Raw genomic sequence first — 14,274 nt, 5'->3', positions numbered from 1 at the left:
GGCCTGTGAGGTGAACCGCTGGCTCGCGCCGATGGCGCAGGCCCGCGCAGAAGCGGCGTTGGCGCCCGCACCTCGGCGTGCGCGGTCGGGTCGCCGGTCAGCTCGCGTTCGTTGTGCGCCTGCGCCACCACCCGGCCTGCCGGGTCGAGCAGCACCGCCCCGACCGGCACGTCACCGTGTCCGGGCGCCAACGCCGCTTCTGCGCGGGCCTGCGCCATCGGCGCGAGCCAGCGGTTCACCTCACAGGCCGAACGCCGCCTGCACCGCCTTGCGGTACTGGGGCAGGAACTTCAGCTTCTTCGCGATCCGCTCGACCAGCACGTCCGAGTCGTCGTCGGAGTCGCACAGCGCCTCGATCTCGAAATCGGGAATGCCGACGTCGGCGAGGATGTCGAGATCGCCGATCGGGCCGGCGTCCTCGTCGTCCTCGGGCAGCTCCGAACCCAGGAAGTCGGCCACGTCGCGGGCGATCGGCCAGTCGGTGGCGGCGAGTTCGTCGGACAGCAGCACCTGGACGTGCTTGCCGCGGACCCGGACGATGACGAAGAACTCCGAAGCGATCGAAACCAGCCCGACGGCGCCGCCGTCGCCGGGCACCCGGCGCAGCTGGTTGATCAGCTCGTCGAGGTCGTTGGCCAGCTCGATGCCCAGGGCGACGGCGACCGGCAGGCCGTCCTCGCGGTAGAGCCCCACCACCAGGTCGATGTCGTCTTCGGTGGCGTCCTCGGGGTAGTCGTCCTCGTCCTCGTCGTCTTCGGTGTCGTCCTCGTCGAGCAGGTCGCCCAGCAGTTCCACCGCCGGCTCGAGGTCGTCGAGGCCGGGACGGTCGTCCCCGCGATCCGCGTACTCCTCGTCGGAGGTGTCGGTGTACCTGCTCATCACCACTCCCTTGTCCTGGACGCCCATCGTTTCACGCCCACCCGAAGCACGCACACTTGTGCAAAGGTTCGGATGTGGAACTGCGTGCACTCGATCATCCGTTGGTCTCCCACAAGGTGACGCTGCTGCGCAGCGTGGAGACCGGCTCACCGGTGTTTCGTCAACTGGTGGAGGAACTGGTCACCTTGCTCGCCTACGAGGCGACCCGTGAAGTCCGGGTGGAGACCTGCGAGGTCACCACACCGATCACCGTCACCACCGGCATCAAGCTTTCCCGGCCGCGGCCGCTGGTGGTGCCGATCCTGCGCGCCGGTCTCGGCATGCTCGACGGCATGATGCGGCTGATGCCGACCGCCGAGGTCGGTTTCGTCGGCATGGTGCGCGACGAGGAGACCCTGGAACCGTTCACCTACGCCGAGCGGTTGCCGCAGGATCTTTCCGGACGCCAGTGCTACGTGCTCGACCCGATGCTGGCCACCGGCGGCTCGCTGGCCGGCTGCGTGAAGTTCCTGGTCGACCGGGGCGCCGACCACATCACCTGCCTCTGCCTGCTGGCCGCGCCCGAGGGCATCGCGAAGATGCGGGAACTGGTCGATCCGATCGGTGTGCCCACCACGTTGGTGGTCGCCGCGGTGGACGAGCGGCTCAACGAGCACGGCTACATCGTCCCGGGTTTGGGCGACGCCGGGGATCGGCTCTACGGGCTGGCCCAATAAGCCGGAATCGGCCAATAGGATGCTGTCATGTCCGGTTCGTGGCTCGTCCTGGTCGCCAATTCCGGCGACGGCACCATCAGTTCATTTCGGCTGATCGACGGCCGGTTGCAGCGTGTCGCGGTCAACAGCGGCGTGCCCGGTTGTTCCACCTTCGTGGTGGACGCCCGGCGCAACCTGCTCTACGCCTCGGTCAAGGGTGACGATCCGGGCATCACCACGCTCGCCCTGGATCATTCGTCCGGACGGCTGACCGCCCGCTCGCACGTGTCGCTGCCCGACGGCGCGATGAACTACCTGTCGCTGACCCGGAACGGCTCCGCCCTGCTGGGCGCCTGCTACGGCGGCGGCTACGGCATCACCTGCGCCGTGCACGACGGCGAGGTGAGCGACCCGATCGCCCGGATCGAATACCCGAACCTGCATTCGGTGCGGGCCAGCGCCGACGGCCGGTTCGCCTACTTCGTCTCGCTGGGCGCCGACCTGATCGCCCAGTACTCGATCGATCCGTGGCTCAACCTGCGCCCGTTGACACCGGCGACGGTGGCTGCGCCGTCCGGCTCGGGGCCGCGGCACCTGGTGCTGAACGCCGCCCAGGACGCGCTCTACGTGCTCACCGAGTTCTCCGGTGAGGTGCTGCGCTACCGGCGCGACGGCTACTTCGGCAGCCTCACCCCCAGCGGCCGGACGACGGCGCACGACCCGTCGAAGGAGCTCGGTCACAGCGAGTTCGGTGCGGATCCGCGGGCGAACCACTTCATCTGGGGCGCCGACCTGCACTTCTCCGATCCGGAGCACCTGTGGTGCTCGGAACGCACCGAGAGCACCCTGGGTGCGGTCACGGTGGGCGCGGACGGCTCGCTGACCCCGCCGTCCGGCTTCACCGTCACCGAGACGCAGCCGCGCGGCTTCGCGGTCTCACCCGACGGGCGTTACCTGGTGTGCGCCGGCGAGCTGTCCACGCACGTGTCGCTGTACCGCGTCCGCGGTGGCGAGCTGGAGCTGCTGGACCGTGCCGAGACCGGCGCCAAGGCGAACTGGGTGTGGTTCCTGGCGGCCTGAGAACGGGCTAGTCCTGCTCGTCGGCCCAGGCCTTGGTCAGTCCGCGGAAATGGCCCAGGAAGCGGTCATGTTCGTGCGCCGGATAGGTGGCCCGGACGGTATCCACCAACAGGGCGTCGAACTCGGCTGAGCGCACCCAATCGAGCACGGCGGCGTCCAGGTGGGCGAGGTGCTCATCGCAGAACTCCCAGTAGGCGTCCGACTCGAAGTAGGCATCGGCCAGCTCCAGGTAGCCCTCGAGCTTCGCCTGGTAGGACAGCGACGGGTCGTCGGCGATCTCGAAGAACCGCTCGGTGTGCAGGTCGATGGTGCCCTTGCGGTCGGTGACCAGGCAGTACACGCTCCACCGGACCAGCGCCTTGATCGCCCACGGGAAGTAGTAGTGCAGCGAGGTGACGGCGACGTCCGGGCAGGCGTTGGCGTAGTCGATCGGGTACACCTCGTCGCCGGCGACCAGCATCTCGGCCGAGTTGAACTCCCAGGCGAAGAAGGCGTTCACGATCCGGCTGATCGCGGCGGTCTCCCAGCCGGCCTGGGTGGACAGGAAGCCGTGCGAGACGTGGTAGCGGTTGTGCATCGGTTGCTCGGGACGGAAATCCATCACCATCGTCTCGGGGCCGATCGAGAGTGCCCGGGCGAAGACGTCGTAGTCGACGGTCGCCTGCAGGTGCATCAACATCTCGCCGGACGCGTCATAGGCCTTTCGCAGGTCGTCGGCGTTGTCGATCCGGGAGACGCCGCGCCAGCCGCCGCCGTCGAACGGCTTCATGTACAGCGGGTAGCCCAGGTCGGCCGCGATCGCCTCCAGGTCGAACGGCTGGTTGTACTTCGCCGCCGTGTAGGCCCAGCGGACGTTGTCGATCGGGTTCTTGTACGGCACCAGCACGGTCTTGGGCACCTTGAGGCCGAGCCGCAACATGGCGCAGTAGGCGGAATGCTTCTCCATCGACTGGAAGGTGAACGGGCTGTTCAGCAGGTAGGTCCCGTTGACCATCGCCGCCTTCTTCAGCCATTCCCGCGGGTGGTAGTACCAGTGCGCCAGCCGGTCGATGACCAGCGGCGTCCGGACCGGATCGGTCAGGTCGAACGGTTCGATGGTGAGCCGCTCGGCGCCCACCGTGTGGGTGACGCCGTCAACGGTGATCGGGCCGACCATGCCGAGGATCGCCTCGAACGCCCGCGGCCAGTCCTCCTCGGCGCCGAGCAGGAGACCGATCTGATGATGCCGGTTCGTGGTCATGACGCGACGATAGCGATCTCAGCAGAAACGCGGCAGATGGTGCGCGATCTGTCGTTGCCACCAGTACCAATCGTGCGAGACGTCGTTGCCCCACAGGTCGAGTTCGTGGTTGATGCCCTTCTCGGCGAGCAGGTGCGCCATGTGCTGGGTGGACGGCAGCGCTCCGGTCGGGTAGGTCTCCCAAGCCCCGTTCCCGGCGACCAGGACGGCGTACAGCCGGGACCGCAGCCAGTCCAGGTGCTCGCCGCCCAGGTTGGGCACGTAGCTGGTCGGGTTGGCGAAGTAGGCGGCATCGCCCCGCTCGCCCCAGGCGTGCCAGGTGGACGGGTCGTAGTTGCCGGAGAGGCAGATCGCGACCGGGAACAGATCGGCCCGGGTGAGCGCGAACTGCAGGGCGTGGTAGGCACCGAGCGAGCAGCCGGTGACGATCGCGTCGGACGTGCCGGGTGAGTCGCTGCCGATGAAGCCGGCCACCCGATCGGTGATCCAGGAGGCGTAGGCGCCGTGCCTTCTGGCCCGTTCCTCGAGTGAGAGCCAGCGGTCCGACCAGGTCTGGGCGTCAAAGGAGTCGACGCAGTACAGCTTGATCCGGCCGGCGTCGATCAGCGGCGCGACGGCGTCCACCATGCCGTTGTTCTCGTAGTCCCAGGCGCGTCCGGCCTCGGAGGGGAAGACCAGCACGGGGCGTCCGAAGTGGCCGTAGCGAATCACCGTGCCCTGGCGGTCGAAGCCGGGGGCGTCCAGGTCGATGTGGAAGCGGTCCATCAGGTCCAAGCCCTTCTCAGTAGGCGGGTCAGATGCGGGTCGAGCAGGTCGCGCCAGGTCGTCCAGGTGTGGCCGTCGGGGACCTCACCCCATGCGATGTCGCTGCCGCGGGCGGCGAGGTGCGCGGCGAGTGCGCGGTTGTTGGTGATGTTCTCCTCTTCGGAGCCGCAGACGATGGTGGTCGGAATCCGCTCGGGGGGCTCGGCCCGGTTGAGCGTCGAGGTGAATCCGGTGACGGCCGCCCAGTGCGAGTAGCCGGCCTCCTGCGGGTCGAGCTCGGGGGTGAAGAACGATCCGGACTGCAGGAACAGGCCGGCGAAGCTGCCCGGGTAGCGGCGGGCGGCGTACAGCGCGGCGAGCGCACCGAGGCTTTGTCCCATCAGCACCGGCTTGTTCTCGACGGCCATCTGGCTGGTGAGCGCCGGGATCACCTCGGTGACCAGGGCTTTCGCGTAGTGCGGGTTGGCGGCGTAACGGGCGTCCCGGTGCGGCCCGGGATCGAGCAGCAGTGCCCGCAACGGCGGTAGCGACTGGCTCGCGATGGAGGCGGCGAGGAAGTCGGTGAGCCGTCCGTAGCGGGCCATCTGGGTGCCGTCGTGGCAGATCAGCAGCGGCAGCTCGGTGTCGTCGAGGGCGTCGGACGGGGCCCAGAGCGCCCCGTCGAGCGGGCCGTCTGTGGTGCCCATTTCCCAGTACTGGCTACGGCTTTCGATGCGGGGGGCGGTGAGCCAGCCGGGCTCGCTGTAGCCGGGCATCGGCAGCCAGGAGTTCTCACCGAACACACCTTCGACCCGCAGCGGGTTGGTCGGGTCGGCGAGGGTGACGGTGTCGTCGCCGAGCGCGAGCTTGAAGAGGTACTCGATGCGATGGGCGCCGGGACGGGGAATGTTCAACTCCCAGCCGTCCGCCGTTTTCTCGAAGTCTCTCCGCGCGACCGGTACTTCGGACCACAGCTGGACGCCGGTGACGTTCGGGTCGATGTCGGGCAGCCGGAAGACCACGCGATCGGTCGCGACGGCGGTCTCCTGGGTCGGGGTGGGCACCGACTGAGGGTATCCGTTGATCGAGCTTGTCGAGATCCCCCTGCCTAACGGCCCACCCCGCGTACGTTCACCGCAGCCGGCCGGTCGCCCCGGATCGACGCCACCATGTCCACCACTCGCCGAGTGGCCCGGACGTCGTGGGCGCGGAAGCAGACGGTGCCCAGCCAGGCCGCCACCGCCGTGGCCGCCAGGGTTCCTTCCAGCCGGTCGTCGACCGCCAGGTCGAGGGTCTCGCCGACGAAGTCCTTGCGCGAGAGCGCCTGCAGGACGGGGAAGCCGAGGCTCGCGATCTGGGCGGTGGCCCGCAGGGTGCGCAGCGAGTGCCGGGTGGTCTTGCCGAAGTCGAGGGTGGGGTCGATCAGGATCGCTTCGCGTGGTATCCCCACTTGTCGTGCCCGGGTTGCCCCGTTGGTGAGGACCACGAGGACATCCGCGACCACGTCGTCCGGATCATCGTGGGAGCCGTAGCGGACGCCGTCCGGATCGGTGCGTGGAGCGGCGCCGCCGGTGTGCGACACGACATAGCCGGCCTTCTGCGCAGCCGCGACATGGACGAGTTCGGGATCGGCCCCCTGCCAGGTGTCGTTGATCAGGTCGATCCGTACGCCGGCGCAGGCGCTGGCCACCTCGGAACGCCAGGTGTCCAGACTGAGCAGCAGGTCCGGATGCGCCTCGCGGACGGCTTCCAGAAACGGCAGCACTCGTTCGATCTCCTCGTCCGCCTCCACCCAGTCGCCCTGCTGTCCGGCCCGGACGCCCCCCACATCCACGATGTCGACACCGTCCGCAACCATCGCCGCCACGGCGTCCAACCCCGCCTCGATCGACGGATACCGAGCCGACGAGTAGAACGAGTCCGGCGTCCGATTCACGATCCCCATCACCGCGGGATTCGCCGCGGTGAAACTCCGCCCCCGCAACGTCAGCGGCGTCGGCTCGACCAGCGGAACGGGATCGACAGCAGTCACGGGTTCAGAGTGCCACTCACCGCACGATCCAACGAGCTCCAGGTCTCGAACGTTGGGGGACGGTTCTTCCGCGTGCGATCTTCGAACGCCTGGGGACGGTTCTCTCGCGTGCGATTTTCGAACGAGGAAGAACCGTCCCCAGATGTTCGAGCCCGCCCCACCCCGTCATCCCGACGAACGCCGGGATCTCCAATCAGCGACGACCCTCGCCGCTATATAAGGTCTCCTGATCGCGTTTACATTCCTTGCCAAATCTCTATCAGGCGGCTATAATCGAACACATGATCCTCACTGCGGCGTCGTTTCAAGGCACCGCTGCGGACCGCCTCCGACACGCTGTCGAACTTCGCCGCCAGGCCGACGCCGAAGAAATGCGAGCCCTGGCCGAGTTGGCCGCCGAACATTCCTGGACGACCACCGACGAATACGACGTGATCGGCGGTGAACGGGCAGTCCGGCTCGGCGCTGACGGCAGCCGACTCGTCGGTGAGTTCCTGCCCCTGGAAGTGGCTGCCACCAAGAAGATCTCGGTCACCGCCGCGACCTGGCTGATCCGCGACGTGATCAACCTCGAAGCCCGCCACCCCACCCTGTGGCGGGCCATCCTGGCCGGGAGCGTGGAACCCTACAAAGCGTTCAAACTCGCCCGCCTTGCGGCCGGCTACGAACTCAGCCACGCCCTAACCCTCGAAATCGACGAACAACTCGCCGGCAAGGTCGGACGGCTCGGCTGGCCGCGGCTCCTCCGTCTCGCGCGTGGGCTGATCGGAAAAGTCGCCGCGGACAAGATCGAAGCCGCCGCCAAGAAGGCGCGCGAAGCCCGATTCGTCAGGTCCGCGCCTGGCGATGAACCAGTCGTCACCGAACTATGGGCCCGACTCGACACCCCCGACGCCCAACGACTCGAATCCACCATCCAGGCCCTCGCCAAGAAGCTCGGCGAACACGGCGACACCGATGAACTCGACATCCGGCGAGCCAAAGCGCTTGGCATCCTCGCCACACCCGGACGAGCCCAAGCACTCCTCGCCGGCGACGACGACCAGCGATACCTACCGCGTACCAAGGTTTACCTCCACCTCACCCCCGACATGCTCGCCGGAACCGGCGAGGCGGTAGCCCGTTCCGAGACCCTGGGGCCTGTCACCAAAGACATGCTCGCCGACCTGTTCGGCACCCACCGCATCACCATCAACCCCGTCCTGCACGCCGATACCGCGCAAGCGGTCGACAACTACGAAATTCCGGACCGAATCCGCGAAGCCGTCAACCTGCGCGATGGCTGCGAAGTGTTTCCCTACTCATCCCGCACCGCTCGCAACCTCGACTTGGACCACACGACCCCCTACGTGGCCGGCGCGGACGGCCAGACCCGGCCCGACAATCTCGGACCACTCACCCGAAGAGTCCACAGAGCGAAGACCAGCCGCCGCTGGCGCTTGAAACAACCCCGAGCCGGAACCTTCTGGTGGAAATCACCACACGGCGCCGAATACCGAGTTGGCCCCACCGGCACCGACGACCTCCAGCACTGGTCACCCCTCGAACGAAAAGCAACCTGGCTACTCGACGCCAGTTGATATCCAACCGCGCCGCCCTGCAGCGGGATTGTGCGGCCGTATCGTTTGAGCCCTGTCACTACGGGTGCGAATCGTGGTCGACCCCGCGGTAGTGCACGGCCGTCCGTTCATCCGAGGCATCCGGATGCGAGTGGCTACGTGCTGAGCTTCCTCGCCGCGGGCGCGTCCGAATCCGAGATCCTCGCCCTGTAGGAACGTCAGTCGGCAAGCAGGAGCGAGCGAAGGCGATCGCGCTCGACTCTCTGAACTCCTGCCTGGCTCAGATAGCGATCGATTCCGGCAGCGAAATCAACGACGAGCGGGCAGGCGGTAACGAGCCACGCATCGACTTCGACAGACCCCCATGTGGCTTGGCGATCAGCTGTCGCCGAGTTCGCCTGAGCACCCGCCATCGCCACAACAGACTCGGCGTAGTCCTCTGCAATCACCTCGGGAGCTACGCCCGCATTGGCCAACAGGACCGCGGTGATCATTCCGGTCCTGTCCCTGCCCGCGCTGCAGTGAATGAGTATGCCGGGCTCGGCAGCGGCGATCGCCTTCAGCGTTCGACGGATCAAACCGGGAAGAATCCGCAGATTGTGTGGCCAGTATTCCGGCGAGTCGAGGATCGGGAAACACGTCTTCCGAAATTCGGCGTTGGCATGATCTTCGGTGGGAGAGAGGATCACCTTCGTGCCATGAGGAGCAGCGGAATCCACCGCCGGATCCCCGCTTCGACAACCCGTTTCGTCGGGACAGCGCAGATCGACCACGGTGCGTAGACCCCACGCATGCGCGTGCGCCCATCCGGTTGCCGTCAGGAGTTCTCGCCGTGGACCACGAGCCACCCGACCCGGCAACGTCGGGCCGGACGGCGTGGGAAGGCCGCCGAGATCCCGACAGTTCAGGTAGCCGTCCCAGTCGAGAGCCCGCACCCGGTCCCGCTGCGACCTCACGCCGACGGGTGCGTCATGTCTCCTGGAACGACCCAGGCGTCGAACTCCTCGCCGGTCAGGTCACCGGACGCTAGCGCGGCCTCGCGCAGGGTGATGCCCTGCTTGTGCGCCTTCTTGGCCATGGCGGCGGCCTTGTCGTAGCCGATGTGTCGGTTCAGCGCGGTGACCACCATCAGGTTCGAGGCCAGGTTGGCCGAGATCCGCTCCCGGTTCGGCTCGATGCCCTCGGCACAATGTTCCCGGAACGAGCGGCAGCCGTCGGCGAGCAGCCGGATCGACTCCAGCACCGCGTGCGCCATCACGGGCTTGTAGACGTTCAGCTGGAAGTTGCCCTGGCTACCGGCGAAGCCGACGGTCACGTCGTTGCCGAACACCCGGGTGGCGACCATGGTGATCGCCTCGCACTGGGTCGGGTTGACCTTGCCCGGCATGATCGACGAGCCCGGCTCGTTCTCGGGGATGATCAGTTCGCCGATCCCGTTGCGCGGCCCGGACGCGTACCAACGCACGTCGTTGGCGATCTTCATCAGCGCCCCGGCCAGCACCCTCAGCGCGCCGCTCACGCCGACCAGCGCGTCGTGCGCCGACAGCGCGGCGAACAGGTTGTCGGCCTGGGTGAACTCGAGCCCGGTCTCGTCCGAGATCCGCTTGGCGGCCAGTGCACCGAAGTCGGGGTGTGCGTTGAGTCCGGTGCCGACGGCGGTGCCGCCGATCGCCAACCCACGGGCCCGGACGTCGGCCTCACGCACGCCGTCGAGCGCGAAATCGATCTGCGCCACCCAGCTGCCGATCACCTGGCCCAGCCGGATCGGGGTGGCGTCCTGTAGATGGGTCCGGCCGACCATGATCACGTCCTCGTATTCGGACGCCTTCGCCGCCAGCACATCACGCAACTCGGTCACCGGCGCATACAGCCGCTCGTTGAGCTCGCACACCACCGCGATGTGCATCGCGGTCGGGAAGGTGTCGTTGGAGGACTGCCCGCGGTTCACGTGATCGTTGGGGTGCACCGGCTTCTTCGACCCCATCTCGCCGCCGGCCAACTCGATCGCGCGGTTCGAGATCACCTCATTGGCGTTCATATTCGACTGCGTCCCCGAGCCGGTCTGGAACACCACCAGCGGGAAATGATCGTCCAACGTCCCGGCGATCACCTCGTCGGCCGCCTTCACGACCAGCTCGGCAAGATCGGACGGCAACTGCCCCAGCTCAGCGTTCGCCTCGGCAGCCGCCTTCTTCAGCACACCCAGCGCCCGGATCATCGGACGCCCCCACACGAAGGTGTCCCGGCCGATGTCGAAGTTGCCCAGGCTGCGCTGCGTCTGCGCCCCCCAATAGCGGTCGGCGGCGACCTCGATGGTGCCCATGCTGTCGGATTCGATGCGCGTGCTCATGATCCTGAGGATATTGCGCCCGGCTGGGCTGCGCAGACGAGAAGCGAGGACGGCCGGAATCAATCCAACCGCCCTCGCAAGCCAACCCTGACTGGCGCTCCCCCGATGCGCACAACCCCCCGTGGGTCAAGGAGACCCTAGCTGTTCCCTGCGACATAGGACCGTGCGCACAATTACGTATGCCTGAGCAGCGCCAAGGCGGCGAAAGCCTGTTGACCGTCATCATCGCCTTCGCGGCCAATCTGTTGATCGCGGTGGCCAAGAGCATCGCCGCCTCGATCACCGGGTCCGCGTCCCTGGTCGCCGAGGCGGCACACTCGTGGGCCGACACCGGCAACGAGATCTTCCTACTGGTCGCCGAGCGCCGCGCGGGCCGTCCTCGCGACGACAGCCACCCGTTCGGCTACGGACGCGAGGCGTACGTCTGGTCGATGTTCGCCGCGTTCGGCCTGTTCACGGTGGGCGCCGTGGTCTCGATCGCGCACGGCATCCAGCAACTCGGCGCCGAAGACACCGGCCACGAGAACTACCTGATCGGCTACATCGTGCTGGCCATCTCGTTCGCCCTCGAAGGCACCTCGTTCCTGCAGGCGCTGCGGCAGACCCGCGGTGAGGCCGGACGGCTCGGTCTGCACCCGCTGCGCTACATCGCTCGGACGTCGAACCCGACCCTGCGCGCGGTGTTCGTCGAGGACGCCGCCGCGCTGATCGGCCTGATCATCGCCGCGGTCGGGATGGGCCTGCACCAGGCGACCGGCGACGCGATCTACGACGCCGTCGGCTCGATCCTGGTCGGCGTGCTGCTGGGTGTGATCGCGATCTTCCTGATCGGCCGCAACCGGGAGTTCCTGGTCGGCCAGATGGTTCGTCCCGAGCTGCGCAACGAGGTGCTGGTCCGGCTGCTCGCGCTGCCCGAGATCGAGGCGGTCACCTTCCTGCACCTGGAATACGTCGGCCCGGGCCGGATCTTCCTGGTCGCCTCCGTCGATCTCACCGGCGACCAGAGCGAACATCTGCTGGCGCAGCGGCACCAGACGATCGAGGACCGGCTGGAGGCCCAGCCGATGATCGAACGGGCACTGCTCACCCTGCCCGCGCCGGGAGCTCAGCCGTTGCGCCCGGACGCTACGGCGCCAGGCCCGCGACCGCCGGCTTGAAGCCCAGCCGTCGGTTCTCGCAACAGCCCGGACGGCACACGTCGACCCACGGGCCCTCGGCGGTCACCGCACAGCGTCGCGCCGCCGGGCGTCCCTCGACCCGCTCGGCGACCAGGTCGGCCAGGGCGTCCACGAAGGCGGGATGGACGCCGGGCGTCGGCGTCCGCCGCACCCACAGCCCGGCCTCGGTGGCGGTTTCCACGGCCTCGGTGTCCAGATCCCACATCACCTCCATGTGGTCGCTGACGAAGCCGAGCGGCACCAGGATCACGCCGCGCCGTCCATGCAGTTCCTGGATCGCGTCGTTGACGTCGGGCTCCAGCCAGGGCTGGCTGGGCGGGCCGGACCGGGACTGGTACACCAGCTGCCAGGCCACCTCGGGCGCCGCCTGGGCCATCACGTACTCGGCCACCGAGCGGTGCTGCGCCGGGTAGGCGCCGCCGCCGCCGGACAGTTCGGCGTCCAGGGTGGGGATGGAATGGGTGCAGAACAGCACTTCGAGCGCGCCGCGGTCGATGCCGTCCGCCTCGGCTGCGGCGATCGCGTCCCGGACGCCTTCGATGAACGGCTGCACGAAGCCGGGATGGTTGAAGAACGGCCGCACCTTGTCGATCGCCACCTGATCGGCCAGTCCACAGTCCTCCAGGGCGTCGGCCCAGTCCTCGCGGTACTGCCGGCACGACGAGTACGACGAGTAGGCACTGGTCGGGATCGCCAGCAGCCGGGTGAAGCCACGCTGGAACGCCTCGGCCACCGCGTCGTTCAGGTACGGCATCCAGTTCCGGTTGCCCCAGATCACCGGCAGCGGCAGCCCGCGTTGTGCCAGCCGCTCCTCCAACGCACTGCGCAACTCGCGGTTGTGGTCGTTGATCGGCGACACCCCGCCGAAATGCCGGTAGTGGTGGGCCACCTCTTCCAGCCGCTCATCGGGGATGCCGCGGCCACGGGTCACATTGCGCAGGAACGGGATCACGTCGTCCTGCCCCTCGGGGCCGCCGAAACCCGACAGCAGCACCGCGTCGTAACGGGTCGGCACCTCAACATGCTCGGGGCCGCCGGCCGCCTCGGGGGTGGCGCTCGGCACCGCCGCACCGGGACTGAGATGGACGCCGGTCGCCGCCGGCGGCTTCATGCCCAGGGTGCTTCTCATGCCAGCACCTCGGCGACCTCGTCGACGCCGATCCGGCGTCCGGTGAAGAACGGCACCTCTTCGCGGACATGCAGCCGGGCCCGGGTGGCGCGCAGCTCGCGCATCATGTCGACCAGGTCGGTCAGCTCGTCCGATTCCAGCGGCAGCAGCCACTCGTAGTCGTTGAGCGCGAACGCCGACACCGTGTTGGCGATCACCGACCGGAAGGCCGCACCCTTGCGGCCGTGCTCGGCCAGCATCGCCTTGCGGTCGTCATCGGGCAGCACGTACCAGTCGTAGGAGCGGACGAACGGGTAGACGCACAGCCAGCCGCGCGGCTCGACGCCGCGCAGGAACCCGGGCACGTGCGCCTTGTTGAACTCGGCGTCGCGATGCACGCCCATCGCCGACCAGGTCAGCGCCAGCGGGGCCAGTTCCCGGCTGCGCCGCAACCGGCGAACGGCCGCCTGCAAGCCTTCCGCGGTGGGCCCGTGCAGCCACAGCATCAGGTCGGCGTCGCCGCGCATCGCGCTGACGTCGTACACGCCGCGCACCACCACGTCGCCGGCCTCGACGGCGGCGATCGCATCCGCCAGCGCTTCGGTGCCGGCCGCGGCCTGACCGGTCTGGCCCTGCGCGGTCAGCGGATCGCGCCGCAGCACCGTCCACACCGTGAATCCGGTCGGACCCTGCTCACTCATCACAAACTCCCCACTCACTCACAACTCATTGTCAGTTTCACTGCTTCAGCCCGGGCCTGTGGCACGACGTTGGCCAACCCGACCCCGCTGATTCCGGCCCCGACCATGCCGAGACCGTCGATTCGCTGGCCAGTCAACCATTCCCGCGCCCGGGCCAGGTCGGGCGTTCCAGGGGGCAGGATCGACCAGCCCGTCCGTCGGACGGCGACCGGCTCGGGCACCGGACGGCCCAGTAGCACCGAGGCGTCCGCCCGGACCAGCGCGGTCAACTCCCCGACCGAGAGGCCGGACGTCACCGGCGACTGTCCGCGGCGTCCGTAGGAGAGCCGCAGCACGTCCCGGCCGCCAGCCGATTCACGTAGCCAGGGCCATTTCGCAGTGGAATGGGTGAGCGCCTTGGCGGCCACGCCGGGCACCCCGGCACCGACCAGGACGCCGGTGCCGCGCGGCGCCTCGCCGTCCAGTCCGGGGGCGTCCAGCACCATCGTCACCACGTCGATCGCGGTGGTCGGCGGCACCACCGGCCCGCCGAGCAGCCGGACGGCGACGTCCAGCGGCACGGCCAGCACGACCGCGTCGGCGTCCAGTTGGCGCCGAGCGGTGGTCACCCGCCAGCCGCCCGGACGCCGGCTCAACTCGCGCACCGGCTCAGCACAGCTGAGCTCGGCACCCGCCTCGCTCGCCGCGCTGACCAGCAGCCCGGCGAGG

The 14,274-nt window shown here is 68.3% G+C and carries 15 protein-coding genes and 1 pseudogene; 5 read left to right on the top strand and 11 right to left on the bottom strand.

Annotation, left to right across the window (positions count from 1 at the left end; genetic code table 11):
• Both QM624_RS16030 and QM624_RS16025 read right to left on the bottom strand, forming a co-directional pair.
• Positions 1-218 (bottom strand): annotated as a pseudogene (locus tag QM624_RS16030) (nucleoside deaminase); the annotation flags it as partial.
• 22 nt (positions 219-240) lie between these two features.
• A complete protein-coding gene (locus QM624_RS16025) occupies positions 241-879 on the bottom strand; it encodes a tRNA adenosine deaminase-associated protein (RefSeq protein ID WP_415093601.1) in 639 nt (212 codons plus the stop codon).
• A 74-nt stretch (positions 880-953) separates the two neighbouring features.
• On the opposite strand from QM624_RS16025, the gene upp reads away from it, so the two are divergent.
• Together upp and QM624_RS16015 are read left to right on the top strand one after the other, a co-directional pair.
• On the top strand, positions 954-1,595 hold the full coding sequence (gene upp, locus QM624_RS16020; RefSeq protein ID WP_415093599.1) for a uracil phosphoribosyltransferase: 642 nt from the start codon (positions 954-956) through the stop codon (positions 1,593-1,595).
• 27 nt (positions 1,596-1,622) lie between these two features.
• Entirely contained in the window at positions 1,623-2,654 is a 1,032-nt protein-coding gene (locus QM624_RS16015; protein WP_415093597.1) for a lactonase family protein, read from the top strand.
• 7 nt (positions 2,655-2,661) lie between these two features.
• Here the strand turns inward: QM624_RS16015 and QM624_RS16010 are convergent, their stop codons facing one another.
• The 4 genes from QM624_RS16010 to folP are packed head-to-tail and all read right to left on the bottom strand — an operon-like array spanning position 2,662 to position 6,670.
• Complete coding sequence (locus QM624_RS16010; protein WP_415093595.1) at positions 2,662-3,894, bottom strand: ATP-grasp domain-containing protein; 1,233 nt, start codon at positions 3,892-3,894, stop codon at positions 2,662-2,664.
• 18 nt (positions 3,895-3,912) lie between these two features.
• Positions 3,913-4,659, bottom strand: a complete 747-nt coding sequence (locus tag QM624_RS16005) for an esterase family protein (RefSeq protein ID WP_415093593.1) — start codon at positions 4,657-4,659, stop codon at positions 3,913-3,915.
• The gene (locus QM624_RS16000) at positions 4,659-5,702 is read right to left on the bottom strand and encodes an alpha/beta hydrolase (RefSeq protein WP_415093591.1); all 1,044 of its coding nucleotides are present in this window, start codon (positions 5,700-5,702) and stop codon (positions 4,659-4,661) included. The genes QM624_RS16005 and QM624_RS16000 overlap by 1 nt, the downstream gene beginning before the upstream one ends.
• Before the next feature lie 44 nt (positions 5,703-5,746).
• Positions 5,747-6,670 carry a dihydropteroate synthase gene (gene folP / locus QM624_RS15995; RefSeq protein ID WP_415093588.1) on the bottom strand — a complete coding sequence of 308 codons (924 nt, stop codon included), beginning with the start codon at positions 6,668-6,670 and terminating at the stop codon, positions 5,747-5,749.
• Positions 6,671-6,951: 281 nt separating this feature from the next.
• On the opposite strand from folP, the gene QM624_RS15990 reads away from it, so the two are divergent.
• Together QM624_RS15990 and QM624_RS15985 are read left to right on the top strand one after the other, a co-directional pair.
• Complete coding sequence (locus tag QM624_RS15990) at positions 6,952-8,250, top strand: hypothetical protein (protein WP_415093586.1); 1,299 nt, start codon at positions 6,952-6,954, stop codon at positions 8,248-8,250.
• Positions 8,251-8,314: 64 nt separating this feature from the next.
• The gene (locus QM624_RS15985; protein WP_415093605.1) at positions 8,315-8,395 is read left to right on the top strand and encodes a DUF433 domain-containing protein; all 81 of its coding nucleotides are present in this window, start codon (positions 8,315-8,317) and stop codon (positions 8,393-8,395) included.
• A gap of 52 nt (positions 8,396-8,447) precedes the next feature.
• Here QM624_RS15985 and QM624_RS15980 read toward each other — a convergent pair whose 3' ends face one another.
• Together QM624_RS15980 and fumC are read right to left on the bottom strand one after the other, a co-directional pair.
• On the bottom strand, positions 8,448-9,164 hold the full coding sequence (locus tag QM624_RS15980) for a tyrosine-protein phosphatase (RefSeq protein WP_415093584.1): 717 nt from the start codon (positions 9,162-9,164) through the stop codon (positions 8,448-8,450).
• A gap of 17 nt (positions 9,165-9,181) precedes the next feature.
• Complete coding sequence (gene fumC, locus QM624_RS15975; protein ID WP_415093603.1) at positions 9,182-10,582, bottom strand: class II fumarate hydratase; 1,401 nt, start codon at positions 10,580-10,582, stop codon at positions 9,182-9,184.
• 176 nt (positions 10,583-10,758) lie between these two features.
• Between fumC and QM624_RS15970 the strand changes: the two genes are divergently transcribed.
• Positions 10,759-11,736 carry a cation diffusion facilitator family transporter gene (locus QM624_RS15970; protein ID WP_415093582.1) on the top strand — a complete coding sequence of 326 codons (978 nt, stop codon included), beginning with the start codon at positions 10,759-10,761 and terminating at the stop codon, positions 11,734-11,736.
• Here the strand turns inward: QM624_RS15970 and QM624_RS15965 are convergent.
• From QM624_RS15965 to QM624_RS15955, 3 genes are all read right to left on the bottom strand, one after another.
• The gene (locus QM624_RS15965; protein ID WP_415093580.1) at positions 11,705-12,886 is read right to left on the bottom strand and encodes a ferrochelatase; all 1,182 of its coding nucleotides are present in this window, start codon (positions 12,884-12,886) and stop codon (positions 11,705-11,707) included. The genes QM624_RS15970 and QM624_RS15965 overlap by 32 nt on opposite strands.
• Positions 12,883-13,566, bottom strand: a complete 684-nt coding sequence (gene hemQ, locus QM624_RS15960; RefSeq protein ID WP_415093578.1) for a hydrogen peroxide-dependent heme synthase — start codon at positions 13,564-13,566, stop codon at positions 12,883-12,885. The genes QM624_RS15965 and hemQ overlap by 4 nt, the downstream gene beginning before the upstream one ends.
• A gap of 14 nt (positions 13,567-13,580) precedes the next feature.
• The coding region (locus QM624_RS15955) for a protoporphyrinogen/coproporphyrinogen oxidase (protein ID WP_415093576.1) at positions 13,581-14,274 on the bottom strand (694 nt) is incomplete at its 5' end.

The organism is Micropruina sp., from assembly GCF_047606365.1.
Lineage (GTDB): Bacteria > Actinomycetota > Actinomycetes > Propionibacteriales > Propionibacteriaceae > Micropruina.
Note: the sequence above shows the minus strand (reverse complement) of the source record. Positions and strands in the feature narration are given on the sequence as shown.

What these genes read in the sequence shown, in the direction of transcription:
- QM624_RS16025 (WP_415093601.1), bottom strand. Translation starts at nt 879, where the DNA reads ATGAGCAGGTACACCGACACCTCCGACGAGGAGTACGCGGATCGCGGG.
- QM624_RS16015 (WP_415093597.1), top strand. Translation starts at nt 1,623, where the DNA reads ATGTCCGGTTCGTGGCTCGTCCTGGTCGCCAATTCCGGCGACGGCACC.
- QM624_RS16010 (WP_415093595.1), bottom strand. Translation starts at nt 3,894, where the DNA reads ATGACCACGAACCGGCATCATCAGATCGGTCTCCTGCTCGGCGCCGAG.
- QM624_RS16005 (WP_415093593.1), bottom strand. Translation starts at nt 4,659, where the DNA reads ATGGACCGCTTCCACATCGACCTGGACGCCCCCGGCTTCGACCGCCAG.
- QM624_RS15990 (WP_415093586.1), top strand. Translation starts at nt 6,952, where the DNA reads ATGATCCTCACTGCGGCGTCGTTTCAAGGCACCGCTGCGGACCGCCTC.
- QM624_RS15970 (WP_415093582.1), top strand. Translation starts at nt 10,759, where the DNA reads ATGCCTGAGCAGCGCCAAGGCGGCGAAAGCCTGTTGACCGTCATCATC.
- QM624_RS15965 (WP_415093580.1), bottom strand. Translation starts at nt 12,886, where the DNA reads ATGAGAAGCACCCTGGGCATGAAGCCGCCGGCGGCGACCGGCGTCCAT.
- hemQ (WP_415093578.1), bottom strand. Translation starts at nt 13,566, where the DNA reads ATGAGTGAGCAGGGTCCGACCGGATTCACGGTGTGGACGGTGCTGCGG.